Source organism: Leifsonia sp. 466MF (genome assembly GCF_900100265.1).
Lineage (GTDB): Bacteria > Actinomycetota > Actinomycetes > Actinomycetales > Microbacteriaceae > Leifsonia.
This window is the reverse complement of record NZ_LT629696.1, coordinates 378,972-402,994: the sequence shown is the minus strand read 5'-3', so window position 1 is coordinate 402,994 and position 24,023 is coordinate 378,972. Positions and strand designations below refer to the sequence as shown.

Sequence of the window (24,023 nt, the reverse complement as noted above, 5' to 3'; positions counted from 1 at the left end):
CTCGCCGACGGGTCCCGGTCGCCGATCAGTGCCGGGCGCGCGCCTCCCCCGTCGGCGGACGGACGACGAGCACCGGGCAGGGCGCCTGGGTCGCGCAATAGAGGCTCACCGATCCGAGGAACGGCGAGGCGAGTCCGCTCAGGCCCCGGCTGCCGACGACGAGCATCGCAGCATCACGAGCCGCCTCCACGAGCACGCTGCCCGGGTGACCGGACTCGGCACGCAGCCGGACCCAGTCCGGGATCGTCTGCCCGAACTCCGCCGCCACCAGTTCCTGCAGCGTCGAGTACGCCACCACCTTCGGCGACTGCTCGGGAGCGGGGAAGTAGGCGTCGTACATGGAGGTGGAATGCTGCCAGGCCATGACGACGTCGAGCCCGGTGTCGAGCGCCCGGGCGAGCGTCGCCGCCTCGTGGAGGGCGCGTCGTGACTCGTCCGATCCGTCCACGCCGCAGACGATGGGCGGCGAAACGGTCTTGCCTGTCTGCATGATGCTCCTTCGTTGCTGTCGCCGATTCAGATCAGGTCGTCGGTGCCGGGCACAACGTACGTGTACTCGACGGGTGTGACGATGACCGGGCACGGCAAATTCAGCAGCACGTCGTGGCTGACGGACCCGAGCATCGCGGCCGCGACCGCCCCGCGGCCGCGGGTGCCGACGACCAGAAGCGCCGCATCCCGCGCCTGCTCGATCAGGGCGGCGGCCGGGTTCTGCCGCACCAGGACGGGGTGGATCCGAGCTGCGTGGGCGATCGGGACATCGGCGACGGCGTCGGGGACGACGCGCGACTCCGCGGCGGCGAACTCCGGATCGACCTCCCGGCCCTCGTCGAGCGCGCGCTCGAACGACTCGGGCACATCCCAGGCGTGGACCGCCACGACCTCGGCGTCCAGCCAGCTCGCCTCGGCGACCGCCAGGGCGAGCGCCGAGCGGGCGAACGGCGACCGGTCGACGCCGACCACCACGGCGTTCCGGGCCGGTGAGCCGGAAGCTCCGGAGTCCGGGATGACCGCCACAGCGCACTCCGCCTTCGCGGCCAGCCGAAGAGGCAGCGAGCCGATCCTCGCGCCGGTCCCGTCCGTGCGGCGGTCGGTGCCGACGACGAGGAGCGCGGCATCGCGCGCCGCGCGGATCAGCGCCCCGGACGGCGGTCCGTCCACCCAGCGGGCGCGCACCGGCACGCCTGGTGCGCGGGCGGTCGCGTGGGACTCCGCCTCCCGGAGCCCGGCTTCGACGGTCTGCGACAGATCGGTGTGCGGCCCGAAGACGGCGGCGCCGAGACGCGTGTCGAGCGCGGTGACGATCTCGAGCGCACCGCCGCGTCGCTCGATCCGATCCAGCGCCCAGTCCAGCGCGCGCCAGGATGCTGCCGTGCCGTCGAATCCGACGACGGTCCTGCCGTCGTTCATCGGCGGTTCTCCGCACGACCGGTGAGCGTGTGCAGACGGAGCCGGAAGACCGCGGCGGCAGCGTTCGGGCGGCCGAGATCCGCGTGCGCCTCCTCCATGCGCGGGATGTCGAGAGTACGGACCATCCCCACCTGCGCTCCCGGATGATCGCTCGCCCCACCCGCGGCCGCCGGGCGCAGCCGGTCGAGGAGCACGTCCAAGCCCTCGCGGGCATCGGCGCCCAGCAACTGCTCGAAGGTGCCCCAGGCGATGACGCTGCGCCACTCGTCCACGCTGACCACGTCATCCACCTCGAAACAGACCTCGGGGTGGCTCCTCAGAGCGTCGAGCTTCTTGCCCTGGGCACTGTGGGCGTAGATGTCGCCGTCGCGGTACGCGTACGAGATCGGCACCACGTATGGCGCGTCGCCGTCCATCAGGCCCAGGCGGCCGACCAGTTGATTCGCCAGCAGATCGTCGATCTCATCGCGGCTCAGTTCGACAGGCATCGGTGCTCCTCACATCGTTGATGCTCCGAGCCTCCCGCGGACGGAGGTCCACGCGCCAGGACCTTCGACCCTTCTCGCGCGCCGGAGAAACGACTTGAGTCGGCACATGAAGACCACGCAGCAGAACACGGCATGGATGCACGGCCGCGACCTCCCGCCCGCACGCGCAGCGGCATTCGGCGCGATCGTAGCGTGGAGCCTCGCCTGGAAGGGCGTGTCGCTCTGGCGCGCCGCCCGCAACCAGAGCAAACCCTGGTTCGTCACCCTCCTCCTCACCAACACCCTCGGCGTCCTGGACGCGGTGTACCTGTTCGGGGTCGACCGTCGGCACCGCGTCGAGGACCGCGTGGAGCAGGCGATCCTGACCGCCACCGGCGAGCCGCCGCAGGGCGGCCACACCCAAGAGACGTGACGCGAGGGAAGGCCCTGACATGAACGTTCGATCGCACACGGGCAGACTCGTCACCGCGACGGTCATAGCCGGGTTCCTGATGCTCGGCCTCGGCGGCGCTGCCGCGTACCCGGCGGCTACGGGCGCCGACGCCGGACCGCACTTCTACACCGGCACGGCCGTCGACGTCTCCGGCCCCGTCGACGGTGACGTGTACGCCGCCGGGCAGACCGTGAGCATCAGCGGCGACATCACCGGGGACGTCATCGCCGCGGCGCAGACGATCACGATCAGCGGCACCGTCGACGGAAGCGTCCGGCTGGCTGCCCAGGATGTCACCATCTCCGGCGATGTCGCACGCAGCGCCACGATCTTCGCCTCCAGCCTCGTCGTCGCCGACGGCGGATCCGTCCGCAAGGACATCGTCGCGGGTGCGGGCTCCATCGTCATCGCGGGGGACGTCGGCAGAGACCTGCAGGCGAGCGTCACGAAACTGACCATCGACGGAACCGTCGGCGGGGATGTGACCTACACCAGCGACAGGACGGCCGAGATCGCCAGCGGAGCAGTCGGCGGCACGGTGCAGCACGTTCAGCCCCAACGGTCGCCGGCGGTCGAGATGTCGCCGTGGGCTGTGGTCATCGGCTGGCTGCTCGGCCTCCTCTATGCGCTCGTCGCCCTCAGCCTCATCACGGTGGCAGCGGCACTTCTCATCCCGCGCTGGCTGGACAGGGTGACCGACCAGCTCTTCCCCTCCCCCTGGCGTGCCCTTCTCGTGGGATTCGTGGCGGCGATCGTCGTTCCCTTCGCGCTGCTCTTCCTGCTCGTGACCATCGTGGGCGCACCGCTCGCGCTGGCGGGGATCCTCGTCTGGACCGTGCTCACGCTTGCGACGTTCCTGTTCAGCGCCCACTATCTCGGGCGGCTCGTGCTCCGAGGCAGGCACCACCCGGTTCTCACGTCGTTCCTCGGCGGTCTGATCCTCATCGTCGGTCTGCAGATCCCGTGGCTCAACATCCTGGTCTGGGTCGGGATGGTGTCCTTCGGGCTGGGCGCACAGCTCCTCGAGTTCCGTCGGCAGCGTCCCTGGGACTCGACCACACGGTCAGGCGCCGAGCAGCACCAAGAGGTGGTAGACCACGTAGGCCGGCCAGACGATCGCCTGCAGCAGCCCTAGGACGACGCCCCAGAACGAGCCGTCGGACACCGAGATGAAATAGATCGCCGCGCCGATGTACGCGAGCAGGAAGAAGAACCCCCACGGCCCGTCCCGCACGATCGTCCTCGCGTTCGTCCCGTCAGCCATGTCGCTCTCCCGCCTGCGTCGTCGTGACCACATCCTCAGGGGCGAGCGGGGGCTCGGGAAGGGTCTTTCGACCTCCGGCGCCTGATACGCCCATGCGGTCGCCGGAAACCGTGGGTGTCCGCCGACACACGCGCAGGGCTAGCATGCGGCCACCGGGAGCGCGGGAGGTGCAGCCATGGCGGGACGCTGGGGTGCGGTGACGGTGCTGGGGGCGGCGCAGTTCGTCATGGTGCTCGACAGCACGGTCATGAACGTGTCCATCTCGACGGTCGTTGCGGACCTCGACACGACCATCGCCGCCATGCAGACGGCGATCACCTTCTACACGCTGACGATGGCGGCGTTCATGCTCCTCGGAGCGAAGCTCGGTGATGTCTGGGGCCGCAAGCGTGCACTCATCATCGGATCCATCGTGTACGCCATCGGGTCGCTGACGACAGCGCTCAGCCCGAACATCGTCGTGCTGTTCGTCGGCTGGTCGATCGTCGAAGGGCTCGGCGCCGTGCTGGTCATCCCGGCGATCGCGGCGCTGATCGCCGACAACTACCAGGGGCACGCCCGGGTCACCGCCTTCGCCGTGATCGGGGCGTCGTCGGGGGCGGCCGTCGCCGCGGGTCCGCTCATCGGCGGCTTCCTGACCACCTACGCGAGCTGGCGGTACGTCTTCGCCGGCGAGGTCGTCATCATGGCCGTCGTCCTGCTGTTCAGCTTCCTCGTCGGCGATCACGGGACGCGATCGCGCATCCGCATCGACATCCTCTCCGTCCTGCTCTCCGCCGCCGGTCTGGTGCTCATCGTCTACGCCCTGCTGCAGACCAAGAGCTGGGGCTGGATCCTCGCCGGGGCGGGAGCGCCGTACACGCTGCTCGGGCTGTCGCCGGTGCCGTATCTTGTGGCGGCGGGCTGCGTCCTGCTGTGGCTGTTCTTCGTACGGCAGCGCCGGCTCGTGGCCAGCGGCCGGCCCCCGCTGCTCGATGTGTCGCTGCTGCGGATCTCGCAGCTGCGCGCGGGCGTCGGCAGTCTCGCGATCCAGTACACCGTCACGGCCGGGCTCTTCTTCATCGTTCCGATCTACCTGCAGCTGACCCTGGGGCTGGATGCGCTCGAGACCGGGATCCGCGTGTTCCCGCTCTCGATCTCCCTCGTCCTCTTCTCGGTCCTCGGCACGATGTTCTCGAAACGGTTCTCGCCGCGCCTGATCGCGCGCATCGGCCAACTGACGCTTGTGGTGGCCAGCCTCATCCTGCTCGGCTCGGTGGATGTGGAGCTCAACAACTGGCTCTTCGCCACCGGGATGTTCATCGCCGGGGCCGCGCTCGGCCTGTTGGCCTCCCAGCTCGGCAACGTGACGATGTCGGCGGTCGGTCCCACCCAGCTGAGCGAGGCCGGCGGCATCCAGGGCGTCTTCCAGAACCTGGGCTCGTCGCTCGGCACAGCGCTGATCGGCTCGGTCATGATCGCGTCGCTCTCGAGCGTATTCGCAGGGGCAGTGGCCGAGAGCACGCTGCCCGACGACGTCAAGAGCACGGTACAGGAGCGCACTCAGGAGGGCATCACCCCGGTCGCCGTCGCGGACGTGCCGAAGATCGCGTCGGACGCCGGGCTCGGCGACGACGACGCGAAAGCCCTGGCCGGGCTGTACGAGACGTCGCAGCTGCGGTCGCTCGAACTGTCGTTCGCGGCGCTCGCCCTGGTGTCCTGCGGCGCGCTGTTCTTCTCGCGCAACCTGCCCCGCGAGATCGTCGGCGGATCGGCAGAGCCCACGCCGTCGAGGCCCGAACGGCGGTCGGCGCGCCGCACCTGAGGCGCAGCGCACCGCCGTTCTATGGCAGGACGATGTGGAAGTCGGGGTCCCCGGGCTGCAACACGGCCGTCAGCTGCTGCAGCACCACGGCATCCCCCTCCAGCGACAAGCTCGACGGCGTCGGATTCCCGCCCAGCAGCGCCAGGAAGTCCGGCTTGGTGATCGTCAGACGCAGCGGCACGTCGCCCGGCGCCCGGCGTTCGACATGGATGAGCACGCCGTTCGTCAGCGTCAGGTGGAAGGTGCGGCCGAGGTCACTGAAGACGACCTCCAGCGACAGGTCCAGATCCCACGCACGCGGCCCGTCGACGGTGACGGCGATCGAGTCGAAGATCTGCGCCGGCGTCAGCTCGGCGAGCACGGCCGGGGCGTTCGCGGCGGTCGGAGTTCCGAAGTTGCCCTCCCGCAGTTCGGTCGCTCCTGAGAGGAAGAAGTTGCGCCAGGTGGCGTTCTCCGAGCCGTAGGCGAGCTGCTCCAGGGCGTCGGCATAGAGGGACTTCGCCGCCGTGCTGTCCGGATCGGCGAACACGGCGTGGTCGAGCAGGGTGGCCGCCCAGCGGAAGTCGCCATCGTCGTAGGCCGCCTGTGCCAGCTCGACGACGCGGTCGACGCCGCCGAGCGCCGCCACGTACCGCTCGGCGAGCGCCTGTGGTGGATGCGGCCAGAGCCGCGCCGGATTGCCGTCGAACCAGCCGAGGTAGCGCTGCGCGATCGCCTTGACGTTGTGCGAAACGGACCCGTAGTAGCCTCGCGTGCTCCACTCCCGCTCCAGGGCCGGCGGCAGCGTCAGCTCCTCCGCGATCTCCGTGCCGGTCAGCCCCCTGTTCAGCAGCCGCAACGTCTGGTCGTGCAGGTACCCGTACAGATCGCGCTGGACGCGCAGGAAGGCGACCAGCTCCTCCCGCCCCCAGGTGGGCCAGTGGTGGGAGGTGAAGAGCACGTCGGCGCGGTCGCCGTAGCGTTCGATCGCCTCGGTGAGGTACTCCGACCACACGTGGGGGTCGCGCACGAGGGCACCGCGGAGGGTCAGCAGGTTGTGGAGGTTGTGGGTCGCGTTCTCGGCCATGCACAGCGCGTTGTAGCGCGGGATGAAGAAGTGCATCTCCGCCGGAGCCTCGGTGTTCGGGGCCAGCTGGAACTCGAACTCCACCCCGTCGAAGGTGAGCTTCTCGCCGGTCTCGGCGACGTCGATCGTCGGCACGAGCAGGGTCGTCTCACCCGTCGACAGGGTCAGGCCGAGGCCCGCCCCCACCTGACCGGAGGGGCCGCGGTCGAGCGCGGCGCCGTACATGTAGCCGGCCCTCCGCGCCATCGCCGTTCCCGCGTAGACGTTCTCCGAGATGGAGTGCTCGATGAACCCGGCCGGGGCGACGATCTCGACGCGGCCGTCATCCACCTCCTCCGCGCTGACGATGCCGAGCACGCCGCCGAAGTGGTCCAGGTGGCTGTGCGTGAAGATCACCGCGACGATCGGGCGGTCGCCGCGGTGCCGCCGGTAGAGTCCGAGCGCGGCGGCTCCGGTCTCCTTCGTGAGAAGCGGATCGACGACGATGACGCCGGAGTCCCCCTCGATGAACGACATCACCGACAGGTCCAGCCCGCGCACCTGGTAGAGGCCCTCCGTCACCTCGAACAGCCCGTTCTTCAGCACGAGCTTCCCCTGGCGCCAGAGGCTCGGGTGAACCGTGAGCGGCGCATCCCCCTCCAAGAAGCCGAAGGTGGAGGTGTCCCAGACGACCGCGCCGGACGCGTCGCGGATGGCCGGGTCGTCCAAGGTGCCGAGGAACCCGCGCTCGGCCGCCGCGAAGTCCGCGTCGTCGGAGAACGGGAGCGCTGCGCTCGCTGCCCGGTGGGCCTCTCGGATGGACGGAGCCGGATCGTTCTGCTGCATGCTGCATCCCCTCGTCGCGGTGGTGTCGGGCAGATCATCCACCGCCGCACAGGTCCGCGGCTAGACGCGACCGCTGGTGCGCAGCGACTACGCGGGCGGCGCGCCGGGCTCGACGATCGCGCGCTCCAGCCGGCGGACGACCTCCAGGTAGTCGGCGGTCCAGATGATGCGGACGGCCGTCGCGGCCCCGGCGGTCGAATGGTCGAGCTCGCCGAGCACCGCGGAGGCGAGGGAGCGGTCGGCGGCGGGATCCGGGGGCGCCGGCGTCGGCAGATCAGCGCGGGCGGTGAGGGCGGAGGCCAGGGCGCGGTACCACTCCTCCAGGCGGTCGACCTGCCCGTCGAGGGTCGTGTGTGCGGCGGCCGCGCTGGGAGCGGCCGCCACGTCGGACGCCTGACCGCGCCACAATTCCAGGATCGCGTCGGCGGCGAGCCGGATGCCGGCGACGCCGGTGACGGTCGCCGACACCTCCGCGAGCGGGCGCTGCTTGGCACCGCGCTCCGTCAGGTAGGTGCGGAAGGCATCGTCCAGCCGACGGGATGCCGCAGCGGCGCGCAGGGACTGTTGGCGCGGCTCGGCGCCGCGCGGTGTCGCCGGGTCGCAGCGCGCCAGCCCGAACTCGACGGCGGCACGGAGGTAGTCGATGCCGGCCAGGTACGCATCCCCGACGGCCGTGCGCAGCGACGCGGAGGCGCCGCGCGGCCAGAACAGTGCGCCGACGACGAGGCTGACGGCACAGCCGAGGGCGATGTCCTCGATCCGGATGAGACCGACCGTCCATCCCGTCGGCGCGATGACGTTGAACAGCAGGACGAGGACGACCGTGAACGCGGCCTGACCTGCGGCGAACGAGATCGCCGCGGGCGCGACGCCCGCGACGAGGATGGCCACGGGGAGCACCAGCCAGAGCGCGACGGGGTTGTCACCGATGACGAAGAGGGCGGCCGCACCGATGATGACGCCGACGACCGTGCCGAGCACGCCGCGCAGCGCGGTCTGCCCGGTATTCAGGGCGCTGGAGCGCAGCACGGACATCGTTCCGAGCACCACCCAGAACGAGTGCTGCACGCCCGTCGCTTTGGCGAGCAGCACGGCCAGGCCGAGCCCGATCGCACCGCGGATGCTGTTGCGCAGCCACACCGAGTTCCAGCCGACGAACCCGGTCGCCCGCTCCGTCGCGGCGGCCAGCGGACCGTTCAGATCACCGGGCTGGCGACCCAGCATCCGCTGCCACCAGGTGCGCCGCTCCGCCCGTGCCGTCAGGGCGATGTTGCCCGCCACGGTCTCGACGGCGTAGGCGAGCTCCTGCGCGCGGAACCCGGGGTCGAGGGCGGCGACGAACCGTTCGGCCTGCTCGTCGGAGGCGGCGGTCCGCCCCACCGGCGAGACGGCGAGCGTCGTCTGCTCCACGGCCGCCCGCTCGACCGCGAGACGGTCGAGTGCCGACTCCAGTGCTGCGGGATCCGCGGCATGCTGGGCGAGGACGAGGGCGCCCTCTTCGAGCACGTCGGCTGCGGCCGCCCCCAGTCGCGCTGCCGCCGCCGTCGCCGAGCGCGGGCCGACAGCATCCACCTCGTCTCGTGGCGCCGCACGGTGGCGGACCATCTGGCCGATCACCGCATTCAGCCAGTTCAGCTCGTCGACCAGCCGGACGACGGTCCGCGCCGGCGCGCTCAGCCCGGTCGGGCGGTACGGGGTGGCCAGGAAGACGCTCTGCAGTGTGCTGACCGCGGCCTCTCCCGCCGCAGCGGTCCGCTCGCGCAGGGAGGAGATCTCGGCGGCATCCCCCATCGCGGGGAGTTCGGCCCGGATGCGGGCGGCGAGCGCGCGGGACGCCTCGACGGCGGGGAGGCGCAGCGGCTCGCGTGCGGGCGCCGGCCAGAGAAGGGTGATCGCGACGAGGCCGACGGCCGCGGCGATGGCCCAGCCGAGCAGCCGCGGGCCGATGTCGGCCACCGTCCCCGGCAGGGTGACGGGCAGCACGAAGGAGAGGAGAAGGGAGGTGCCGGCCGACGCGATGACGGAGCTCACCGAACCGGCGAACAGCACGACGAGGGCGACCACGGCCATCGCGAGCGCGGACAGCCAGATCGGCGAGGAGGCGAGCGTTCCCAGGCAGACGAGCACCGCTCCCGTGACGGCGAGCGCTGCGTGCGCCTGCACCCGCTCGCGCAGCGGGCCGCCGAAGTCGACGAAGAGCAGCATGGCGAACGCGCCGAACGCGCCGAACAGCGCGACCTCGGGGTTGCCGATGACCCGGCTGCCGAGCAGGAACAGCAGGGGCACCGCGATGGCCGCGCGCGCCGCGCGACGCAGCGCGCTGAAGCCCGGATCGTGGTGTCGGAGCCAGGACGTCACCCGCACGCGGTCTCCTCCCTCGGCCACACCCTACTCGGCACCTCGCTCCGCCGCCCACCCCCCTCCCCCCACCGTCGAGTCCGCAAACTTTGCACGCGCCGCGCCGGGCGAGCGTGCAAAGTTTGCGGACTCGACGGTGGGGGTGTGTGCGCGCGGGGTGGTGTGGTAGAAAGGCAACCAGGAGGTTGCTTATTATGGTGGATGTGGAGCGCAGCATCGTGGTGCGGGCGACGCAGGAGCGCGTGTGGGCGGCCATCGTCGACTCCAGGGAGTTCGGGGCGTGGTTCGGCGCGGAGTTCGACGGGCCGTTCGAGGTCGGCCGGACGACGACCGGACGGATCGTCCCGCCGACAGTCGACGCCGAGGTCGCCGCCGCACAGGAGCCGCACCGCGGATCCCCGATCACGGCCGAGGTCATCGCCATCGAGCCGCAGACGCGGTTCGCCTTCCGCTGGCGGCCGGCGCCGGGCTCCGACGTGCTGACGACCGTCGAGTTCCGCCTGGCGACCGAGGGCGACGGCGTCCGCGTCACCATCACGGAGGACGGATTCGGGGCACTGCCCGAGGACGTCCGCGATCAGACGCGCGAGAGCAACGACGGCGGCTGGGAGGCGCAGACCCGGCTGCTCAGTACGTATCTGGAACGCCCGTGATCGCGACGCTCGACGCCGCCGCGCCGGTGTTCGCCGCGCTCGGCGACCCCACCCGGCTGGGGCTGGTGCTCACCCTCGGCGAGACGGGCCCGAGGACGGCGGCGCGGCTCGCGGCCGAACGCCCGGTGACACGGCAGGCGGTCGAGAAGCACCTCGCGGTGCTGGACGCTGCAGGCCTGGTGCACAGCGAGCGCCGCGGACGGGAACGGCTCTGGCGGGTCGACCCGGTCGCGCTCGCGTCGGCCGGCGAGTTGCTGCAGCAGGCATCGGCGCGGTGGGATGCGGCGCTGGAGCGGCTGCGCATCCACGTCGAGGGATGACCCCGGCGGATCACTTGCGGTCGAGCACGCCGATCTGCGTCCCGGCCTCGTCGTAGACGTTCAGGGTGTCGCCGTCGGAGCGCGCGCTCGCAGCCTTCGACAACCACGGATCCACGTCGGCGCACGCCATCTTCGTCGCGGCCAGCGCGCCGAAGGTGATCGATCCCTTCGATTCGGTCCAGGTGCCGGTCAGCGAGTTGCAGCCGTCGTTGCCGCTGAGCTGGCCGCCGTCCTTCAGGTCGAGACTGGTGCCGGCCGGATGATCGGAGGTCCAGGTTCCGGTGTAGTCGGAGGCGCTCGACGGGGCGCAGCCGGCCAGAGCGGCGAGCGCCAGCAGGAGCGCCGAGGCGCCCGCGATGGCACGTCCGGTGGCGGGGCGAAGTCGGTGCGCTGGATTCACGGCGCCAGTATGAGCGCGGCCGGTGCGGGTCGGCTAGGCAGTATCGCCCGGACGTCAGGAGGCGAGGGCGACCTGACGGAAGCGGATGACGGACGAGTCGGATCCGTGGTCGGCGCGGTCGTAGGCGGCGCGGATGGGGTTCACCGTTCGCCCGTTCGGGAGCACCACTGCAAGCCCGGCGTCCTCCGGCACTCCGCGCCGCGGCGCAGCGCTGCTCCATCGGCCGCCGTCGGTCCGCACCAGGATCTCGCCGATCAGGCAGCCCAGGCTCTGCAGGGTGAACTCGTCGCCGACGAAGCCGTCGTCGGTGCGCAGGTCGGTGAACAGCCGCTCCACGTAGACCAGGTCCTCCGGGACGTACGTGACGGTGTGGCCGTAGATGTCACGGATGCCGCCCGCCATCGCGCCCGCGAGCAACGAGCCGACGGCGGGGTCTGGCCGCCGCCGGCGCGTCGCTTCACGAGGGAACCGGAACATGCCGCCCACGGTAGACCTCCCTCCGCCGTGTTGCGCGCCCCAATACGAGTGGCCCGTATTCGCGGGGCGCAGCGCGGCACCGCGGCGGTGGTCAGGATGCGGTGGGCGCCTCGGGCGCTTCGGCGCCGCCCCGTGCGCGCAAGAAGCCCCAGAGCACGAGCGCACCCGCCACCACCGTGAGCGCCAGCCCCGCGACCGTGACGGCCTCGCGGAACTCCGCCGTCTGCTGCGCCGTCCATCCCGCCGTCGCGATGCTTCCCGCGAAGAGTCCCGCGAGCACCGTCCCCGCGACGGCGAGCCCCACACCCGAGGCGACTTCGGACGCGGTGTCGGTGAGTGCCGCGCCGATGGTGGTCCGGCTCTCGGGGAGGCCGCGGAGGACGTTGGTGCCTGCGACCACGCCGACGACCCGGATGCCCGCCGCGACCAGCACGAGGGCCACGGCGATCCAGCCGTATCCGAGGCGGCCGAGAACGGCGTACACGGCGAGGCCCGCGACGACGGCGCTCGCGCTCATCCAGGCCGCCCGCTCCATCCCCACCCGGCGTACGAACGGGGTGATGACCACCCCTCCCGCGAGCAGGACGACGACCTGCGGCAGCATCCCGAGCGCCGCGAGCGCGGGAGGCCACCCCCAGTCGAGCTGCAGCTGCAGCGTGACGAGGTATCCCAGCCCCGCCGTGGCGATCGCGGCAGCGGCCTTGAACGCCAGACCGCTGGAGACGAGGGGATGCGCGATCAGCGGCAGCTCGAGGAGCGGATGGCGGGCGGTCCGCTGCCGCACGACGAAGAAGACCCCTGCGGCGACGGCCGCGGCCGTCACCAGCCAGGGCATCCAGGCCTCGATTCCCTGATCCACGAACAGCGTCGGGGCGATCAGCGCGAGCACGATGGCGGCGGTGCCCAGCGCCGCACCCACCAGGTCGATGGGGTCCCGATGCAGCCCAGCGGGGTCGTCGGCGGGGATGCCGAGCCGTACGCCCACGATCGCCAGCGCCGCGATGGGGACGTTCACCAGCAGGAGCACCTGCCAGGGGGCGATGGCGAGCACGAAGCCGCCGGCCGTCGGTCCGATCGCGAGTCCGACGAGCCCGACCGTCGAGATGACGGTCATCGCCTTGACGCGCAGGTCGTCCGCCGCGAACAGCCGGAACGCGAGCGCCATCGAGCCGGGTGTCGTCATCGCGGCGGCGATTCCCATGCCGACGCGCACGGCGATCAGCTCTTCCGTCGTCGAGACGAACGCGGTCGCGAGACTGGCGAGGCCGAGCAGGACGAGGCCGATGAGCATGACCCGACGGCGGCCGTACCGGTCGGCGATGGCGCCGAAGGCGAGCATGGAGCCGCCGAACACGACCGCGTACGCGCCTGTCACCCACTGGAGGCCGGCGGTCGAGGCGTTGAGATCGCGGCCGATGGTGGGCAGCGCGACGTTGAGGATCGAGTTGTCGAGCATCTCGAAGAGGAACACGGCGGAGAGGCCGGTGAGAGCCATCCACGCATCGCGGAGGGAGCGCGGAGCGTGGCGGCCGAGACGGACGGGCGGCTCGGGGACAATGGGAGCGGTCTGCTCAGAGGACATGTCACTAGGTTATGCGACTAAACTTAGTGACACAAGATAACCGTGGAAGGACGACGCCCGCATGCCCAGAACCAGCGAACGCGGCGGCCCGCAGACGCGTGCCCGCATCGCCGGAATCGCCTCCGGGCTCTTCGCCGAACGCGGCTTCGACGCCGTGACCGTGGCCGACGTCGCCCGCGAGGCCGGCGTGTCCAGCGTGACCGTGTTCAAGCACTTCCCCCGCAAGGAGGACCTCTACCTCGACCGCTCGGCCGACGCCGAAGACCTCCTGCGCATCGCGGTCCGGGACCGCGCGGACGGCACCGGCGTGCTGGCCTCGTTGAGGGAGGCGACACTGCGGCTGCTCGACGAGCGTCATCCCCTCTCCGGCCTCGACGCCCGCTCCGTTCCGTTCTTCCGCACCGTCGGCGGCTCCCCCGCCCTGGTCGCTCGCGCCCGCGAGCTCGCCGACGAATTGCAGCAGGGGCTCGCAACCGAACTCGAGGCGGATCCCGCTTTCGACGGCGACGCAGCCCTGTTCGCCGCGATGTTCGTCGGAGGCTATGCGGCGCTCCTCGTGGATGCGGCTCGGCGGCTGATCGCGGGCGAACCGGCCGACGACGTCGCCGCGGCCCAGCAGGCGCGGGTAGGCGCGCTGTTCGATGTCCTCGCGCGCGGATTCGGCGCCGACGCCTGAGGCCGAAGAGCGAGCGGCCCAGCGCTATGCTGACCCGCGGGGAACGGCCCGACGGGCCCGAAGGGGGAGACGGATGTACCGACGACAGCGGGGATGTGCGGCGATAGCCGTGACGATCGCAACCGCACTCGGGATCGCGACAGCGCTCGCCGGATGCGCCGATCTCGACCAGCGGTCCGTCGCTGCCACCTCGATCGCTCCACCGACGCCGAGCCCGACCCGAAGCGCACCGGCGGTTACGTACGACCTCGACGTGCACCGCACGTTCCTGCTCAGCGACGGCAGCACCGCGCCCGGCTGCGTGCAGGTCGCGGTCGAGCGCGACGAGGCGACCGCGGACGCTCAGACGGACGAGCGCATCGCGGCGGCCCGGAAACTCCTGCTCTCCACGAACTGGGAGGCAGAGCCCGTCTCGCTGGACGAGCTGGGAGCCGAGGAGCGTCAGGTCGAGAAGGACCGCGGCGAGAGCGAAGCCGAGATGCTCTCGGGCGTGCTGTCGGACCATATCTCGAAAGCACTCCAGGACGCGGGCCTGATGGGCGGCGGCATTTCGCTCCGCGGCCACGTCGGATGCTGACCGCGAGCGGGACGCGCCCGATGCGGTCATCGCGCTAGCCAGCTCCATCCACTGCGATAGTAAAGTTTGCTCTGGCTGCGCTGGGCGGCCGCGACTCGGACTGGGGATGAGGAGGCGCCGGTGGCCAAACGGACGCGCGCGACAGCGACCACCAGCACGCTGGCCCGCGTCAACCAGACGGCCATCATCGAGGCCCTCCGCGAATCCGGCGCGCTGTCCCGGCAGCAGCTCGGCGCCAAGACGGGCCTGAGCCCGGCGACCATCAACCGGCTGACGGCATCCCTCATCGAGGACGGGCTCGTCGTCGCCGCCGGCCAGGAGCCGTCGACCGGCGGCCGGCCGTCCGTGCTCCTGCGGTACGCCGGCAGTTCCCGGCTCGTCGCCGCGATCCAGCTCCGTGCCGAGACGGTGACCGGCATCCTCGTGGACTTCGACGGCAAGATCGTGTTCCGGCGCTCGGTTCCGCTCGGCGCGCGGCAGGCGGGCGACCCGGCGGGGGCCGACGCGGAATCGCCCGAACGCGCGACCGACCAGGAGCGCCAGCTGCGCAAGGTGTTCCGGCTGTTCGACGACCTGATCGCGACGGCCGACTCGATGGGCACGCCCTGCCTCGCCGTCGGGATCGCCGTGCCGGGAGTCGTGCAACAGCCGGATGGCGTCGTCGGCACGATGCCGGAGTTCGGCTGGACGGGCGTTCCGTTCGGCACGCTCCTCCGACAGAGGACGAACCTGCCGGTCGTGGTGGAGAACGATGCGAACGCGCTGGCCTTCGGCGAACTCCACACCGGTGCGGGTCGCGGCCTTTCGAGCCTGGTCGCGCTGTTCCTCGAGAACGGCCTCGGCGCCGGGATCGTGGCGAACGGCGAACTGCACCGCGGCGCCCGCGCGGAGGCGGGCGAGATCGGCTACCTGCTGATGGAACGGTCCTCGCTCGGGCGTTCGTACGACGCGCGCGGCGACCTGGAGGATCGCATCGGATCGCTCGCGCTCACCCAGCGGGCGCGCGAGCGCGGCATCCCCATCCCGGACGGCGGGTCGCTGACGGCCGAGGACGTGTTCGAGCTGGCCCGCGACGGCAACGCCGACGCGCAGGAGCTCGCGGACGAGATCCTCGACATGGTGGCCATCGCGGTGGCGGCCCTCGTGATCGTGCTCGACCCGGAGCTCGTGGTGGTGGGGAGCAGTTTCGTCGGCAGCTCCGACACGGTCATCCCGGGCATCCAGGAGCGGCTGCGCGGCCGCATCATCCGGGTTCCGCGCATCGAGCCGGCCACCCACCGAGAGGATGCGGTGCTGCTGGGAGCGGCCGAGCTCGCCGCCGCCGAGGTCAACGGCTTCGCCTACCTCGCCTTCTGACTCTCCGCCCTCCCCGCCGCCGAGATTTGCGCCAAATCTCGGTTATGCCGCCCTCATAACCACGATTTGCGCCAAATCTCGAACCTGACCTGGGCACGCGGGGGGTGCGGGTATTGACGGGGGCGCGCAGCGTCGCTTAGGTTTGGCGTCAACTTCTTCTCACTCCGATAGGAAAGAAGAAGTGATCCCTACAGCGACGCAGAGGAGCAGACGTGATCGTCGGAATCGACATCGGCGGCACCAAGACGCACGTGTGCGTCGAGGACGACGCCGGCGCCGTGCTCCTCGACCGGTCGGTGCAGACCGCCGACTGGCAGCACGGCGGCGACCTCCACTCGGAGCAGAACGTGCGTGGACTCCTCGCGCTCCTCGACGATGTTCCCGGCGCCGCCTCCGCTCCCCTGGTGGTCGGCGCGCACGGGCTCGACAGCGAGGGCCAGACCCTGGCCTTCTCCGAGACGCTCGCCGCGCTCCACGACGGCCCGGCTCTCGCGGTCAACGACGTCGAGCTGGTCGGACCCGCCGCCGGATACGACGAGGCCATCGCCGTCATCGCGGGCACCGGCAGCAAGGTCGTCGGCCGCCGAGCCGACGGGACGCTGGTGAGCGCGGGAGGCTACGGCTACATCCTCAACGACCCGGGCAGTGCGCCCGCGCTGGTGCGCGACGCCGTCCGCTCCCTGTTCGAGGCCGTCGACGAGGGCGAGCCGCGCGACGCCCTGGCCGACGCGCTCTACGCACACTTCGGCGTGGAGGAGATCGTCGGCCTCTCCAACGCGCTGACCGTCCACCCGCGCGTCACCGTCTGGGGTGCGGCCGCTCCCCTCGTCTTCGCCGCGGCCGACGCCGGCAGCATCCGTGCGGCGCGCGTCATCGACGCGGCCGCCGACGAGCTCGCCCGCAGCGTCGAGCTGGTCCACCGCCGCGGCGCCGCCGGCACCGATGTCGTCTGCGCGGGCGGCGTTGTCAGCCATCAGCCCCGGCTCTTCGACGCCCTCGGCGAGCGCCTGCGCGCCCGCGGGCTCACCCACTCCATCCACCTGCTGGATGTCCCTCCGGTGCGCGGCGCGCTCGCGCTCGCCCGGCGGCTCACGGAGGCGGCCCCCGTCGCCCCCTTGGCACCACCCACACCATCACGGAGGAAGTCATGAGAATCACATCCACCGGGCGTCACCGCACGCTCGCGGGCCTCGCGCTCGCGGCGACGGCGGCGCTCGCCCTGAGCGCGTGCAGCGTGACGGGCGCTGGGACCTCGTCGGGAGGCGAAGGCGACGGCACCGGCACGATCAACGCGCTGTTCATGAAGCAGGCCGGCTACTCGGAGTCCGACGTCAACGCGATGATCACATCCTTCGAGGCGAAGAACCCGAAGATCACGGTGAAGCCGACCTTCGTCGCCTACGAGGCGCTCCATGACAAGATCGTCACCTCTGCGCCCGCCGGCACCTACGACGTCGTGCACCTGGACGTGATCTGGCCGGCCGAGTTCGCCTCCAAGAAAATCATCACCGACGTCACGAAGCGGTTCCCCGACTCGTGGAAGAGCGACATGCTCGGCGGCGCGCTCTCCAGCGCCGAGTACAAGGGCAAGTACTACGGCGTCCCGTGGGGTCCGTCGACCAAGCTGTTCTTCTACAACAAGGACATGCTCGCGAAGGTCGGCGCCACCGCGGACGACGTGAAGACGTGGGACGGCGTCCTCGCCGTGGCGAAGAAGCTGAAGGATGCGGGCGTCGTCCAGTACCCGATCGCCTGGAGCTGGTCGCAGGCCGAGGCGCTCGTCTGCGACTACGCCGAACTGCTCGGCGCCTACGGCGGCCAGTTCACCGACTCCACCGGCAAGCTCTCCATCAACAAGGGCGCGGGCGTGCAGGCGCTCGAGTTCATGAAGAAGTCGCTGGATGAGGGGCTCACCGACCCGGCGTCGACCACGTTCCTCGAGGACGACACCGACAAGTCCATGGCCGCGGGCAAGACCGCCATGGAACTCAACTGGGAGTCCACCTTCCGCGACCAGAACGACCCGTCGATCTCGAAGGTCGTCGGCCAGATCGCCGTCACCCCGCCGCCCGCGGGCCCGAACGGCGACAACCCGGGCGTGAACGGCTCCATGGCGCTTGCGATCGGTGCGAAGTCGAAGCACCAGCTCGCCGCGTGGAAGTTCATCGAGTACATGACCAGCGAGGCCGTGCAGGACAAATACGTCAAGAGCTCGATGACGAACTGGAAGTCGAGCTACACCAAGCCGGACATCACCAAGACCAACCCGGAGGTCTTCGCGGCCGCCGGAAAGGCCTACGACTCGATGATCCTGCGCCCGCCGGTGCCGAACTACAACACCGTCTCCCAGGCGATCCAGGTCGAGCTGCAGAACGCACTGCTCGGTAAGAAGTCGCCGCAGCAGGCCCTCGACGACGCGGTGAAGTCCGCGAACGAGACCCTCGGATGAGCGGCGTGTCGGTCGCCGGAGTCGAGACGGAACGGCGCGCGCCCACCACGCGCGGGCGCCGCGACCGCCGCAGGCGCGACAACCAGGGGCGGCTCGCCTTCTGGTTGCTGCTGCCGGCCGCGGTCGCGGTGTTCGGGGTGATCGTCTACCCGATCCTCCGCACGCTCCTCATCTCGTTCTTCGAGGTGAACTCGGCCCTGGCGACCGACACCCCGTTCGTCGGTCTGCAGAACTACATCGACGTCCTCACCGCTCCCGGCTTCTGGGCGGCGATGGGGCGGACGCTGTACTTCACCCTCGTCTCCACGGCGCTGGAGCTCGTCCTCGGACTCATCGTCGCCGGCCTCCTCAACGCCAAGCTGCGGGCGCGGTGGCTCTTTCGGGCCGTGGTGATCATCCCCTGGGCGATCCCCACCATCGTCAACGCGGCGATGTGGAAGGGCATCTTCAACGCGCAGTACGGCGCGCTCAATGCGGCCCTCACGCAGCTGGGGATCATCGACCAGTACCAGGCCTGGCTCGGCGACCCGACGCTCGCCCTCAACATGGTGATCGTCGCGGACGTCTGGAAGACGACCCCGCTGGTGGCGTTCTTCCTGCTCGCCGGACTGACGTCCATCCCGAACGAGCTGTACGAGGCGGCGAAGATGGACCGCGCCAGCTGGCCGCGCATCTTCCGCACGATCGTGCTCCCGATGCTCGTGCCCTCCATCTCGATCGTGCTGGTGCTGCGCACGGTGGAGGCGTTCAAGGTCTTCGACATCATCTACGCGATGACGCGCGGCGGCCCGGTGAACGGTACGCAGACCGTCGCCTACTACGCCTACACGACGGCGTTCTCGGACCAGAACTTCGGCGTCGGAGCGGCGCTCTCGTACATCATCGTGCTGGTCATCCTGGTGCTGACCTTCGTCTACCTGCGCATGCTGCGCCGATCCGAGATGAGCCTGCTGTGAAACGCGCGACCCGCAACTCGATCCTCATCCACCTGGCCGCACTGGTCGTCGCCGTGGTGATCCTGCTGCCCTTCGGGTGGATGGTGATCGCCAGCGTCACGCCGCAGCGCATCCTCATCTCCACCCCACTGCAGTGGATCCCGGACACGCTCGACTGGAGCCGGTACGAGCTGATCTTCCGCGGCGGCGCCGAGAGCGTCGGCGCGACCTTCCGGGCGGCGCTGGCGAACACGACGATCGTCGCCGTCGGCACGGTCGCCGTGTCGATGATCGTCGGGATCCTGGGCGCGTACGCGTTCGCCCGGCTGCGGTTCCGCTTCCGGCAGGCGGTGCTCATCCTCTTCCTTGCGACGTACATGCTGCCGCAGATCGCGCTGCTGATCCCGCTGTACCTCATCCTGAACTCGCTCGGGCTGCTGGACTCGGTGATCGGGCTGATCATCGTGGACTGCTCGCTGGTGGTGCCTTTCGTGCTCTGGATCCTCAGCAACTACTTCCTGACCATCCCGGAGGAGCTGGAGGAGGCGGCGCGCATCGACGGCGCCTCCCGGTTGGGCGCCCTGTTCCGTGTGGTGCTTCCGGCCGCCCGACCGGGGATCTTCGCGGCCATCATGTTCGCGTTCCTGCTGGCCTGGGACGAGTTCATGTATGCGCTGATCTTCACCTCGTCGAACGCGGCGAAGACCCTGCCGGTGGCCATCAGCGAGTTCGCCGGCCGCTACACGACCGACTTCGGGCTGGTCGCGGCGGGCGGCATCCTCGCGGCGTTGCCGCCCATCGTCGTCGCCCTCATCTTCCAGCGGTACGTCGTCAGCGGCATGGCCGCCGGCGCCGTCAAGGGCTGAACCGCCTCGCCACCCCAGCGACCCGATCCCTCCGACCACCGACAGAAGGACTTCCATGGAACCTACAGCCTCGTTCGTCGACGCCATGCGCGCTCAGCCCGAGAACCTCGCCCGCGCGCGGGAGACCGTCCTGCGCGACCTCGCGAGCGCCGGCCTCCCCCGCTGGGAGGCGGGCGACAGCGTCGCCGTCGTCGCCATGGGCGCGTCGCTCAACTCGTCTCACGCGCTCGTCGCCGCCCTCGCGGGCGCCGGGCACCCGGCGGGCGGCGTCGTCGCCTCCGACCTCGCCGACGGGCTCGCCGTGGTGCGCGCCGACCACAACATCGTCGTCTCCGAGTCTGGCCGCAGCCCCGAGCCCCTGGCGGCCGCCCGTAAACTCGCCGCCGGGACGCGGATCGGCATCAGCAACTTCCCCGATCAGCCAATCAGAGACGAGGTGGATGCGGTTCTCGGCCTGGGCGGGTTCCCCGACTCGCCGGTGTACACCAGCGGCTTCACGGCGACCATCCTGGCCTACGCCCTGCTCCTCGACCATGTCGGGGTGCGCGAGGGCGCGGCCGAGGCTGAGCGCATCCCGGGCCGGGTCGCCGACGTGCTGCGTGACTACGCCGAGGCGGCCGAGACGGTCGGGCGCGTGCTCGCCGGGGCGAAGACGATCGACGTCGTGGGGCGCGGCGCATCGCTGACCGCCGCCGCCGAGCTGTCGCTGATGGTCCGCGAGGGGCTCCGCACGCCGAGCGCCGCCTTCGAGACGTTCCAGTACCTGCACGGGCCGATGGAGGTGCTGTCGGACGACGACGCCCTCGTGATCTTCGGCGACGGCCGGGAGGTGAGCATCCCATCGTCGGTTCTCGATGCCGGGGTGCCCGTCGTGCTGGTGACGGCGGCCGATCCCGCGACGATCCCGGCCGCCGGGCACGCGAACCTCACGGTCATTCCGCTGCCCGCGGGCCTCGGGTTGTTCGAGCGCGCGATCGTCGAGACGGTGATCGCTCAGCTGGCGATCGCGGCCGCGATCGAGCACAAGCCGTACCCGCTGGAGGAGTTCCTGTACCACCAGGACGACACCAAGCTGCCGGTGCGGTGACGGCCGATCCTCGCGAGTCTTGCCACGAACCGGGCCGCGCCGCAAGGCCCGCCCGGCGACGTTGACGAGACGCCCGGACCGGAGTCAGATGAAGGCATGATAGCTCTCATCATTATTCTGCTGGTGATCTGGGCGGTGCTCGCCATCCTCGGGTTCGCCATCAAGGGCCTCCTCTGGCTGGCGATCCTCGGACTGGTGTTCTTCGTCATCACCGCGATCGTCGGGTGGCTCAGACGAGGTGCGAGCCGGACCTGATCCCGTCTCCCGACCGCGAAGCGGCGGCCGCGCCCTCCGGCGCGGCCGCCGCTTCCGTTTGTGTGGCGCGCGGGCCGGGTCAGGGCTGTTCTTCGTCGAGGAGGGCGTCGTTCTGGAGGGTGTCGGCGGTCTCGTCGTCGGCGGGGAGGTCGTTCTCGCCGTCCAGTGCGCCGCCGGCAGGTGCCCGGCCTGCCGCCGTGGGCTGGTCGTGCACGGGGGTGTCGGTGGGCGCCGGAGCGCCCTGCGGCTGGCCGGGGGCGGTCGCGTCGTCGGTCGCGTCGGCGGTCGCGTCATCGCTGGGGGTCAGTTCATCGGTCATGCCTCCAGCCAGCGCCGCGCCCATCCCGGGCGACAAGGGGTTGACACTCTCCCGATCGAGCAGCGCGGCCGATGGATGCGATCTGCACGGGATGTTGGACAGCGACGGTCCACGTCCGCGAATCTGGATGCATGGCCTACGTTGCGAACCCCTCCCGCTATGACGACATGATCTACCGCCGCACCGGGCGCAGCGGACTCGACCTGCCCGCCCTGTCGCTCGGGCTGTGGCACAACTTCGGCGACGACCGCCCCTTCGAGACCCAGCGCGCCATCGTCCGCCGCGCCTTCGATCTGGGCATCACCCACTTCGACCTGGCCAACAACTACGGCCCGCCCTACGGCGCGGCCGAGATCAACTTCGGCCGCATCCTCTCGGAGGACCTCCGGCCGTACCGCGACGAGATCGTGGTGTCGAGCAAGGCCGGGTGGGACATGTGGCCCGGCCCGTACGGCCAGGGCGGCGGCAGCCGCAAGTACATGCTGGCGAGCCTCGACCAGTCGCTGCAGCGTCTCGCCCTCGACTACGTCGACATCTTCTACTCGCACCGGCCCGACCCGTCCACGCCGCTGGAGGAGACGATGCAGGCGCTGGACACCGCCGTCCGGTCGGGCAAGGCCCTCTACGTCGGCATCTCGTCGTACGGACCGGAGGAGACCCGCCGCGCCGCCGAGATCCTGCGCGACCTCGGCACTCCCCTGCTCATCCATCAGCCGTCGTACTCGATGCTGAACCGCTGGATCGAGACCGAGGGACTGCTCGACACCGTCGGCGAGCTGGGTGTCGGCGTCATCGGCTTCACCGCACTGGCACAGGGCATGCTGACGGGCAAGTACCTGAACGGCATCCCCGAGGGTTCGCGGGCGAGCGCGGGCACCTCCTTCGACTCCGACTGGCTCACCGACGACGCCATCGCTCGCCTGCGCGCGCTCAACGGGATCGCGGAGCGGCGCGGGCAGACCCTGGCGCAGCTGGCGCTCGCCTGGGCTCTGCGCGACGACCGCGTGACCTCGCTGGTGATCGGTGCCAGCAGCGTCGACCAGCTGGAGCAGAACGTCGCGGCCCTGGGCAACCTGGAGTTCTCGCCGGAGGAGCTTGCGGAGATCGACGAGCACGCCACCGACGCCGGCGTCGACCTGTGGGCGGGGGCGCGCCGCGGGGAGGTGTGATGCATTAATTGCGGCCATCCATGAGCGGCGAAATTTCGCCTGAGATATCGTGACAAGGAACACGAGTCACTCATGGAAGGCGGCAGAATGCTTGCCGTACACGCCCGCACGAGATCGCGCGCACGGCTGCCGCGCGCTCTCGGACTTGCTGTCGCCGTCACGGTGGCGTTGACGTCATGTTCGCCGTTCGGCTCCGTTGCGATGAAGGCCACGACCGCGACGAACCTCGCGAATCAGAAGAAGGCGGCGCTCAGTTTGTTGAGCTACCGACCCGACGTCGAGGAAATCAGGTTCACCCAGCCAGGCAGCGTCGGTGGAGGTGGCTCGTGGGCAGCCAATGCTGTCGTCACAATCGACGACGTCGATTACGACGAGATTCTGGGACTCGAGCGGGCTGGAGGTAATCCGCTACCGCGCCCGATGCCCGGAATCGTGCCAACGCGCTCAACGGTCGTCTACAGCGACGGCACATCGGAGGCGCTTCGATGACCTTCGATATCCCCTGGATGAGCCGACTCTTCCGAGGCACCATTCTGCGCATCGCGTGGGCGCTCAAACCGGTGATGACGTCGATTGCTCTTACCGCTACGGCACTTATTCTCCTGACGTCGTGCTCGTTAGGAGGCGCCGAACCTGAGCAGGGCAACCGTGCGAACCAAAGGAAGGCCGCCCAGGCGCTGCTCGCCACTCAACCGGGGGTGGCTTTCACACAGGACGGTGCGATCGACGGCGGCGGTTCGTGGGCGGTCAACGCGGTCGTGACGATCGACGGCCTGGAATGCCAAGAAATCCTCGGGCTCGAGAAGTGGTCGTACGGCGGCGAACCAATGCCGACGGTGAAGCGATCAGGGACGTCGGCCGTCGTTGCCATCACAAGTAGCGACGGAAGCGCGGAGGTACTGCGGTGACCGCCGATGAAGGCACGAGCGAAGTGCTGACATACGACAAAGGAGCGGGGTCCGGTGACTCAGCTACGAAGACAAGCGCCTTTCGAGAAGGTGCGACCTTGAGCATTCATGTCCGACGGAAGAATCCACCTCGAAACGGTCAACGCCGGCGCCTACTCACGAGCGTGAGTGTGGCCGTAGCAGTCGTTTTCGCATTGACGTCGTGCTCGTTATTTGGAGGAAGTGCAATAAACCAGCAGGCTTCGACCGCGACGAACCTTGCGAATCAGAAGAAGGCAGCGCTCCTGTTCATCAGTGGCCGACCCGAAACGGAACGCATCAGGTACACCCAAGAGGGCGGCTTCAA

At 70.2% G+C, this 24,023-nt stretch carries 27 protein-coding genes; 17 read left to right on the top strand and 10 right to left on the bottom strand.

Annotated elements, in window-relative coordinates:
* Positions 1-25 precede the first annotated feature (25 nt).
* Genes BLR91_RS01935 through BLR91_RS01925 form a run of 3 tightly spaced genes read right to left on the bottom strand, consistent with a single transcriptional unit; the run spans position 26 to position 1,898 of the window.
* Complete coding sequence (locus BLR91_RS01935) at positions 26-490, bottom strand: universal stress protein (protein ID WP_089877635.1); 465 nt, start codon at positions 488-490, stop codon at positions 26-28.
* Positions 491-516: 26 nt separating this feature from the next.
* Positions 517-1,410: a universal stress protein gene (locus tag BLR91_RS01930; protein WP_089877637.1), complete on the bottom strand. Its 894-nt coding sequence runs from the start codon at positions 1,408-1,410 to the stop codon at positions 517-519.
* On the bottom strand, positions 1,407-1,898 hold the full coding sequence (locus BLR91_RS01925; protein ID WP_089877639.1) for a pyridoxamine 5'-phosphate oxidase family protein: 492 nt from the start codon (positions 1,896-1,898) through the stop codon (positions 1,407-1,409). Before BLR91_RS01925 ends, BLR91_RS01930 begins: the two co-directional genes overlap by 4 nt.
* Before the next feature lie 106 nt (positions 1,899-2,004).
* Here BLR91_RS01925 and BLR91_RS01920 point away from each other — a divergent pair, with 106 nt between their 5' ends.
* Together BLR91_RS01920 and BLR91_RS01915 are read left to right on the top strand one after the other, a co-directional pair.
* Positions 2,005-2,310 carry a DUF5652 family protein gene (locus BLR91_RS01920; protein WP_018192154.1) on the top strand — a complete coding sequence of 102 codons (306 nt, stop codon included), beginning with the start codon at positions 2,005-2,007 and terminating at the stop codon, positions 2,308-2,310.
* Positions 2,311-2,329: 19 nt separating this feature from the next.
* The gene (locus BLR91_RS01915; RefSeq protein WP_231918793.1) at positions 2,330-3,466 is read left to right on the top strand and encodes a polymer-forming cytoskeletal protein; all 1,137 of its coding nucleotides are present in this window, start codon (positions 2,330-2,332) and stop codon (positions 3,464-3,466) included.
* On the opposite strand, the gene BLR91_RS01910 is transcribed toward BLR91_RS01915, so the two are convergent.
* Entirely contained in the window at positions 3,395-3,595 is a 201-nt protein-coding gene (locus BLR91_RS01910; protein WP_089877642.1) for a hypothetical protein, read from the bottom strand. The two genes, BLR91_RS01915 and BLR91_RS01910, sit on opposite strands and share 72 nt — an antisense overlap.
* A gap of 175 nt (positions 3,596-3,770) precedes the next feature.
* Between BLR91_RS01910 and BLR91_RS01905 the strand changes: the two genes are divergently transcribed.
* Entirely contained in the window at positions 3,771-5,399 is a 1,629-nt protein-coding gene (locus BLR91_RS01905) for an MFS transporter (RefSeq protein WP_089877645.1), read from the top strand.
* A 19-nt stretch (positions 5,400-5,418) separates the two neighbouring features.
* On the opposite strand, the gene BLR91_RS01900 is transcribed toward BLR91_RS01905, so the two are convergent.
* Together BLR91_RS01900 and BLR91_RS01895 are read right to left on the bottom strand one after the other, a co-directional pair.
* On the bottom strand, positions 5,419-7,290 hold the full coding sequence (locus tag BLR91_RS01900) for an alkyl/aryl-sulfatase (RefSeq protein WP_089877648.1): 1,872 nt from the start codon (positions 7,288-7,290) through the stop codon (positions 5,419-5,421).
* 87 nt (positions 7,291-7,377) lie between these two features.
* Complete coding sequence (locus tag BLR91_RS01895; protein ID WP_231918792.1) at positions 7,378-9,648, bottom strand: FUSC family protein; 2,271 nt, start codon at positions 9,646-9,648, stop codon at positions 7,378-7,380.
* A gap of 194 nt (positions 9,649-9,842) precedes the next feature.
* Between BLR91_RS01895 and BLR91_RS01890 the strand changes: the two genes are divergently transcribed.
* Together BLR91_RS01890 and BLR91_RS01885 are read left to right on the top strand one after the other, a co-directional pair.
* Complete coding sequence (locus BLR91_RS01890; RefSeq protein WP_089877654.1) at positions 9,843-10,301, top strand: SRPBCC domain-containing protein; 459 nt, start codon at positions 9,843-9,845, stop codon at positions 10,299-10,301.
* Entirely contained in the window at positions 10,298-10,621 is a 324-nt protein-coding gene (locus tag BLR91_RS01885) for an ArsR/SmtB family transcription factor (protein ID WP_089877659.1), read from the top strand. The genes BLR91_RS01890 and BLR91_RS01885 overlap by 4 nt, the downstream gene beginning before the upstream one ends.
* Positions 10,622-10,631: 10 nt before the next feature.
* On the opposite strand, the gene BLR91_RS01880 is transcribed toward BLR91_RS01885, so the two are convergent.
* The 3 genes from BLR91_RS01880 to BLR91_RS01870 all read right to left on the bottom strand — a co-directional run bounded on the left by BLR91_RS01880 (position 10,632) and on the right by BLR91_RS01870 (position 13,080).
* Positions 10,632-11,021, bottom strand: coding sequence for an META domain-containing protein (locus BLR91_RS01880; RefSeq protein WP_089877664.1), 390 nt, complete (start codon positions 11,019-11,021; stop codon positions 10,632-10,634).
* 54 nt (positions 11,022-11,075) lie between these two features.
* Positions 11,076-11,498, bottom strand: a complete 423-nt coding sequence (locus BLR91_RS01875) for a hypothetical protein (RefSeq protein ID WP_231371245.1) — start codon at positions 11,496-11,498, stop codon at positions 11,076-11,078.
* 91 nt (positions 11,499-11,589) lie between these two features.
* Positions 11,590-13,080 carry an MFS transporter gene (locus tag BLR91_RS01870; RefSeq protein ID WP_442911247.1) on the bottom strand — a complete coding sequence of 497 codons (1,491 nt, stop codon included), beginning with the start codon at positions 13,078-13,080 and terminating at the stop codon, positions 11,590-11,592.
* Positions 13,081-13,141: 61 nt separating this feature from the next.
* Here BLR91_RS01870 and BLR91_RS01865 point away from each other — a divergent pair, with 61 nt between their 5' ends.
* The 9 genes from BLR91_RS01865 to BLR91_RS20390 all read left to right on the top strand — a co-directional run bounded on the left by BLR91_RS01865 (position 13,142) and on the right by BLR91_RS20390 (position 21,281).
* Complete coding sequence (locus tag BLR91_RS01865) at positions 13,142-13,756, top strand: TetR/AcrR family transcriptional regulator (RefSeq protein WP_089877672.1); 615 nt, start codon at positions 13,142-13,144, stop codon at positions 13,754-13,756.
* Between the two features lie 109 nt (positions 13,757-13,865).
* Positions 13,866-14,333: a hypothetical protein gene (locus BLR91_RS01860; protein WP_089877675.1), complete on the top strand. Its 468-nt coding sequence runs from the start codon at positions 13,866-13,868 to the stop codon at positions 14,331-14,333.
* Between the two features lie 120 nt (positions 14,334-14,453).
* Positions 14,454-15,689 carry an ROK family transcriptional regulator gene (locus BLR91_RS01855; RefSeq protein WP_020076768.1) on the top strand — a complete coding sequence of 412 codons (1,236 nt, stop codon included), beginning with the start codon at positions 14,454-14,456 and terminating at the stop codon, positions 15,687-15,689.
* 212 nt (positions 15,690-15,901) lie between these two features.
* Complete coding sequence (locus BLR91_RS01850; RefSeq protein ID WP_089877678.1) at positions 15,902-16,840, top strand: N-acetylglucosamine kinase; 939 nt, start codon at positions 15,902-15,904, stop codon at positions 16,838-16,840.
* The gene (locus BLR91_RS01845) at positions 16,837-18,138 is read left to right on the top strand and encodes an extracellular solute-binding protein (protein WP_089877680.1); all 1,302 of its coding nucleotides are present in this window, start codon (positions 16,837-16,839) and stop codon (positions 18,136-18,138) included. The genes BLR91_RS01850 and BLR91_RS01845 overlap by 4 nt, the downstream gene beginning before the upstream one ends.
* Positions 18,135-19,094 carry a carbohydrate ABC transporter permease gene (locus BLR91_RS01840; RefSeq protein WP_018192172.1) on the top strand — a complete coding sequence of 320 codons (960 nt, stop codon included), beginning with the start codon at positions 18,135-18,137 and terminating at the stop codon, positions 19,092-19,094. Before BLR91_RS01845 ends, BLR91_RS01840 begins: the two co-directional genes overlap by 4 nt.
* On the top strand, positions 19,091-19,939 hold the full coding sequence (locus BLR91_RS01835; protein ID WP_018192173.1) for a carbohydrate ABC transporter permease: 849 nt from the start codon (positions 19,091-19,093) through the stop codon (positions 19,937-19,939). The genes BLR91_RS01840 and BLR91_RS01835 overlap by 4 nt, the downstream gene beginning before the upstream one ends.
* A 55-nt stretch (positions 19,940-19,994) precedes the next feature.
* The gene (locus BLR91_RS01830; RefSeq protein ID WP_089877684.1) at positions 19,995-21,026 is read left to right on the top strand and encodes an SIS domain-containing protein; all 1,032 of its coding nucleotides are present in this window, start codon (positions 19,995-19,997) and stop codon (positions 21,024-21,026) included.
* 123 nt (positions 21,027-21,149) lie between these two features.
* Positions 21,150-21,281: a hypothetical protein gene (locus tag BLR91_RS20390; protein WP_018192175.1), complete on the top strand. Its 132-nt coding sequence runs from the start codon at positions 21,150-21,152 to the stop codon at positions 21,279-21,281.
* A gap of 79 nt (positions 21,282-21,360) precedes the next feature.
* Here the strand turns inward: BLR91_RS20390 and BLR91_RS01825 are convergent, their stop codons facing one another.
* Positions 21,361-21,600 (bottom strand): hypothetical protein, encoded by a 240-nt coding sequence (locus tag BLR91_RS01825; RefSeq protein ID WP_231918791.1) that lies wholly within the window; start codon positions 21,598-21,600, stop codon positions 21,361-21,363.
* 131 nt (positions 21,601-21,731) lie between these two features.
* Between BLR91_RS01825 and mgrA the strand changes: the two genes are divergently transcribed.
* The 3 genes from mgrA (at position 21,732) to BLR91_RS01810 (ending at position 23,677) form a co-directional block, all read left to right on the top strand.
* Complete coding sequence (gene mgrA / locus BLR91_RS01820; protein WP_089877694.1) at positions 21,732-22,769, top strand: L-glyceraldehyde 3-phosphate reductase; 1,038 nt, start codon at positions 21,732-21,734, stop codon at positions 22,767-22,769.
* Positions 22,770-22,970: 201 nt separating this feature from the next.
* Positions 22,971-23,258 carry a hypothetical protein gene (locus BLR91_RS01815; protein ID WP_089881614.1) on the top strand — a complete coding sequence of 96 codons (288 nt, stop codon included), beginning with the start codon at positions 22,971-22,973 and terminating at the stop codon, positions 23,256-23,258.
* A complete protein-coding gene (locus BLR91_RS01810) occupies positions 23,255-23,677 on the top strand; it encodes a hypothetical protein (RefSeq protein WP_089877699.1) in 423 nt (140 codons plus the stop codon). Before BLR91_RS01815 ends, BLR91_RS01810 begins: the two co-directional genes overlap by 4 nt.
* Positions 23,678-24,023: the final 346 nt, after the last annotated feature.

What these genes read in the sequence shown, in the direction of transcription:
- BLR91_RS01815 (WP_089881614.1), top strand. Translation starts at nt 22,971, where the DNA reads ATGAAGGCCACGACCGCGACGAACCTCGCGAATCAGAAGAAGGCGGCG.
- BLR91_RS01910 (WP_089877642.1), bottom strand. Translation starts at nt 3,595, where the DNA reads ATGGCTGACGGGACGAACGCGAGGACGATCGTGCGGGACGGGCCGTGG.
- BLR91_RS01890 (WP_089877654.1), top strand. Translation starts at nt 9,843, where the DNA reads ATGGTGGATGTGGAGCGCAGCATCGTGGTGCGGGCGACGCAGGAGCGC.
- BLR91_RS01825 (WP_231918791.1), bottom strand. Translation starts at nt 21,600, where the DNA reads ATGACCGATGAACTGACCCCCAGCGATGACGCGACCGCCGACGCGACC.
- BLR91_RS01905 (WP_089877645.1), top strand. Translation starts at nt 3,771, where the DNA reads ATGGCGGGACGCTGGGGTGCGGTGACGGTGCTGGGGGCGGCGCAGTTC.
- BLR91_RS01900 (WP_089877648.1), bottom strand. Translation starts at nt 7,290, where the DNA reads ATGCAGCAGAACGATCCGGCTCCGTCCATCCGAGAGGCCCACCGGGCA.
- BLR91_RS01840 (WP_018192172.1), top strand. Translation starts at nt 18,135, where the DNA reads ATGAGCGGCGTGTCGGTCGCCGGAGTCGAGACGGAACGGCGCGCGCCC.
- BLR91_RS01830 (WP_089877684.1), top strand. Translation starts at nt 19,995, where the DNA reads ATGGAACCTACAGCCTCGTTCGTCGACGCCATGCGCGCTCAGCCCGAG.
- BLR91_RS01935 (WP_089877635.1), bottom strand. Translation starts at nt 490, where the DNA reads ATGCAGACAGGCAAGACCGTTTCGCCGCCCATCGTCTGCGGCGTGGAC.
- BLR91_RS01870 (WP_442911247.1), bottom strand. Translation starts at nt 13,080, where the DNA reads ATGTCCTCTGAGCAGACCGCTCCCATTGTCCCCGAGCCGCCCGTCCGT.
- BLR91_RS01915 (WP_231918793.1), top strand. Translation starts at nt 2,330, where the DNA reads ATGAACGTTCGATCGCACACGGGCAGACTCGTCACCGCGACGGTCATA.
- BLR91_RS01810 (WP_089877699.1), top strand. Translation starts at nt 23,255, where the DNA reads ATGACCTTCGATATCCCCTGGATGAGCCGACTCTTCCGAGGCACCATT.
- BLR91_RS01875 (WP_231371245.1), bottom strand. Translation starts at nt 11,498, where the DNA reads ATGTTCCGGTTCCCTCGTGAAGCGACGCGCCGGCGGCGGCCAGACCCC.
- BLR91_RS01925 (WP_089877639.1), bottom strand. Translation starts at nt 1,898, where the DNA reads ATGCCTGTCGAACTGAGCCGCGATGAGATCGACGATCTGCTGGCGAAT.
- BLR91_RS01845 (WP_089877680.1), top strand. Translation starts at nt 16,837, where the DNA reads ATGAGAATCACATCCACCGGGCGTCACCGCACGCTCGCGGGCCTCGCG.
- BLR91_RS01930 (WP_089877637.1), bottom strand. Translation starts at nt 1,410, where the DNA reads ATGAACGACGGCAGGACCGTCGTCGGATTCGACGGCACGGCAGCATCC.
- mgrA (WP_089877694.1), top strand. Translation starts at nt 21,732, where the DNA reads ATGGCCTACGTTGCGAACCCCTCCCGCTATGACGACATGATCTACCGC.
- BLR91_RS01865 (WP_089877672.1), top strand. Translation starts at nt 13,142, where the DNA reads ATGCCCAGAACCAGCGAACGCGGCGGCCCGCAGACGCGTGCCCGCATC.
- BLR91_RS01920 (WP_018192154.1), top strand. Translation starts at nt 2,005, where the DNA reads ATGAAGACCACGCAGCAGAACACGGCATGGATGCACGGCCGCGACCTC.